This window comes from Nocardia sp. NPDC057455, from assembly GCF_042802775.1.
Taxonomy (GTDB): Bacteria; Actinomycetota; Actinomycetes; order Mycobacteriales; family Mycobacteriaceae; genus Nocardia.
On sequence record NZ_JBHVDM010000173.1, the window covers coordinates 1 to 3,520 of the forward strand.

A 3,520-nucleotide genomic window follows, 5' to 3' on the forward strand; every position below is an offset into this window, starting at 1 on the left:
CGCGCGGCCCAGATGTTGAAGGCGTTGCGTGCGAGCGTGGTCGGTGCGAGCGCGGTGTTACTGCCTTGGATGCCCTCGCCGATCGAATCGCCGATGACGAGGGTGATGCGCCGGCGGGTGGTGTATTGGCAGTCGAGACGCCAGTCGAACGGCAGGTATGTTTGCGTCGCCCCGGATCCGGCGACGGTCGGGTCGACACCGCTGGTCGCGTTGGTCCAATGCCACGAGCGGCCGGCGCCGAGCTGCACCGCGGTACTCGGACTGATTGTCCAACCGAACCCGATCAGATACTCGGTCATGCCCGTGAACAGCGCGGATGTGATCGCCGGCGAGGTGTACCACGTCCCGTCGCCCGGGATCGTTTGCGAGGTCGCGACGACGGTTGTTGCGGCGTTGCCGACGAAACTTCCGGTCTCGGCGGCCGGGGCGGTGTTCGACCGCGAGTGCGTACCGGCTATGACCTTGGTCAGCGTCGCCGCCGTTTTCGCTGTCTGCGCGTAGTCGCGGTGACGGATGTTCCACCACCATTGTTCGACGTCCTCGAACGGCTTGAACACGAACCGGTCGGATCCGGCGGTCGCCGAGGCCAGCGACCCGGCCACCGTGCCGCCGAGGCCACCGTTCGAGAACGGAAGCACCACGGTACGCAGCGGCGACAAACCCGCTTTGTCGTCGAGAACCGCTGTCAGCGATGTTATTTCGCTGATTGCGTGACTGTGTGCGGCCGGGGTGAACGAGGTTGGTTTGCTGGTGATGTCGCTCCACGCCTCGTGTCCGGAGTAGAACGGCGACCAGGCGCCCCACGTCCCGCCGGACCGGTAGCGCACCGCGTAGGTTCCGGCGTAGGCATAGAACATCTGTGCGCGCACCGTGTCGTCGCTGTTGCGCATGGTCAGCGCGACGCCGTCGCCGAGGCCGGGATGGTTCGACGCGCTCGCCGTGGCGACCGCGGACCAACCCATCGGTGCCGCGTCGAGGTTGCCCGTGTACGGCTCGCCGCGCCACATTTTCTTGACTTGCGCGCCGACAGCCTCGGTGAGCGCGGTCAGTTGAGAGACAAGGCTCATGGTTCAGGCAATCGCCGCGTTGAATGCCGCGACGAAATCGGTTGTTATGTCGCCGATTTCGGCTTTGCTGTAGACGTCGATGTTTGTGCGCGCGGTCGCGCGCTGCGTGGCGTCGAGCGTCTGCGCGGCGTCGACGCGAACCCGGTTGCCGAGCGCGGCGAGTATCTCGGTGATCGCGTCCGGGTTGTTGCCCAGCGCCGCGGCGATCTCGGTCAGTGTGTCCAGCGTGCCCGGCGCGCCGGCGACGAGCGCGTCGAGTTCTGCCGTGATGGCGGCCGCGGTGTCGGCGGTCGAGGGGACGTCGAGGGACAGGCGGGCGGCGGCGGCGTTGGCGGCGGTGAGCACGGCGCGCCCGAGGGTGGTCGAGTCGGTGATGTCGGCGGCCGCGGGTGTCCAGTTGCCTGCCTTCGCGGTCGTGCCGGTCGTCCCGAGGGTGAGGTTCGAGGTACCGGCGCCGATCGCGCCGCGCGCCGTGGTGGGGTCGGTGGCGCGCAATACCGCCTTGCCGGTCGTGGTGGCGTCGGTGATGTCGTCGGCGTCGATCGGTCCGGCGCCGCTGCTCGCGGCGACCTCGTTCAGCGCGCCGACGAGCGACCCTTTTTCGGTCGTCGACAGCGAGGCGAGGTTGCCGATAGCGGCCCGGATCGACTTGACCTCGGTTCCGGTCCGGGTGATCAGGTCGAGAATCTGTTGTGTGAGGGACACGGGTCGGGGCTCCTTACGTGATCTGGTTCTCGAACCACAGGACGAGGTTCACGGGCGGTTCGATGGCGGCGAGTACCTGTTCGACGGCGTCGTCGGTGATCTGTGCGAGTTCGCCGGAGGTAAGCGGCGACGGCGGGCCCGGTGTCGGTACGACGAGGACGGTTGCGCCGGCCGGGTCGGCGACGACGTCGACGGGGTCGGCGGCCGCGGCGATGTCGGCCGCCTGCGGTACCGACACCTCGATCACGACCTCGCTCACAGCGCCGCCCGCCCGTCCGCGCGCTGCACTTCGCCGGCCACGATCGGCCGGTCGTAGAACCCGTCGACGAACCCGGGGTCGGGGTACCGGACCCGGTAGCCCCACAGAGTGAGGTCTTTCACGCTGTTGAGCTGCGCCGCCGGAATCCTGATGAGCATGTGATAGCCGTCGGGGTCGGCGGTCGCGGTGATCCGTTCGACACCGGGTTCGGCGAGGTCGGTGTAAATGGTGAACACACCGACGACGCCGGGCGGGTAGTCGAGATAGGCGGCTGCGTTCGCCGGGTCGCGGTTGCGGAAGTCGACGACGAGGTCGCCGTCGAGGGTGATCGGAAGTGTCTTGGTCGCCGGCGGGGCGACGAGCGGGTCGGGTGTGGTCAACGTGCTCACTCCTGTACAACGTCGTAGGCCATCCATGAATCGATGCGGCCGCTGGACTGGAACGGGTCGCGGGTCAGCGCGAGGCCTGCGAACCGGTGCCCGGCGCCGTGCAACACGACGTTGCCGGTGTCGGGCCACGACAGCACCGGTGTCGGGTCCTCGCCCTTATAGGCGCGGAAGGTGTTGTCGAGCGGGTTGTATTCCAGCGCGAACCCGTCGGTGTCGGTGTTGGCTATCGCGAGGCTCGCGCGGGTCGTGGTCGACGAGACCGACGTTCCGGTGACGATGCGGATGTCGCTGTCTTCCATCTCGAGCGCGGCATAGTTCGTCATCGTATTGTTGGAACAGAGCACGATTCGCGACTCGGCAGTATCGGCGAGGGTGCGCATCTGGCATTGGACGCGGGCGTAGTCGCTCGACAGCGGGTACACCCACAACCCGCCTTGTGTGCCGTCGGTCGAACCGCTGTAGGCGAAGGCGTTGTCGGTGATCGTCATTGCGCCCGTGGTCGACCGTAGCGCCCAGTTCGGGCCGACAGCGGCGCGGTTGGCGTCGTCGATCCACACCCGCGGGGTACTGGTTTGCCCGATGTCGGCGCCGGTGTCGATCCACGGCACAGAGTCGGCGTAGACGACGCTCGCGTCGGCGATCGACGACGGCGCCGATCCGGTACCGGAATTGCGGACCGTCCCGACCTTGGTCGGCCGGAACCCGGGCAGCGGGGTAATCGACGGGGTCGTGATGCCCATGACCGAATGGGTTCCGGTCCCGACGAGACGTAGTTCGACGTGTAGGCAGTCGCCGGCCTCACCGAGGTATCCGTCGATGCCGGTCGGGATCACGTATTGCTGATGGCTCATCGACCCGGTGAGCTGTCCGACGAGGTTCGCCGACTCGTGAACCTTGGTCAGATCGCCATTCGCCGACATCTTGTTGATGACGACTCGAAACTCGGTGATGTTCGTGACCCCGGATCCGAACCATGACACGGTCCGTTTCTCGACGCCGCCAGCAAGGCGGATGAACCCGCCGCGCGCCTGCGATTGGGTGATCGCCAGCGTCGGAACGCTGGCGTCGGTGGTCCCGGCCGCGGCGCCGGCGCCGCCGGT

At 67.5% G+C, this 3,520-nt stretch carries 4 protein-coding genes and 1 pseudogene; all 5 read right to left on the minus strand.

Annotated features, from left to right (window positions below):
- On the minus strand, positions 1 to 1,067 hold a 1,067-nt coding region (locus ACFU5M_RS33980), incomplete at its 3' end, for a hypothetical protein (RefSeq protein WP_379055636.1).
- A gap of 3 nt (positions 1,068 to 1,070) precedes the next feature.
- The gene (locus ACFU5M_RS33985) at positions 1,071 to 1,772 is read right to left on the minus strand and encodes a hypothetical protein (RefSeq protein WP_379055638.1); all 702 of its coding nucleotides are present in this window, start codon (positions 1,770 to 1,772) and stop codon (positions 1,071 to 1,073) included.
- Positions 1,773 to 1,785: 13 nt separating this feature from the next.
- Positions 1,786 to 2,031, minus strand: coding sequence for a hypothetical protein (locus ACFU5M_RS33990; protein WP_379055640.1), 246 nt, complete (start codon positions 2,029 to 2,031; stop codon positions 1,786 to 1,788).
- Positions 2,028 to 2,411, minus strand: a complete 384-nt coding sequence (locus tag ACFU5M_RS33995; protein ID WP_379055642.1) for a hypothetical protein — start codon at positions 2,409 to 2,411, stop codon at positions 2,028 to 2,030. Before ACFU5M_RS33995 ends, ACFU5M_RS33990 begins: the two co-directional genes overlap by 4 nt.
- Positions 2,412 to 2,416: 5 nt before the next feature.
- Positions 2,417 to 3,520, minus strand: a pseudogene (locus ACFU5M_RS34000) (hypothetical protein); the annotation flags it as partial.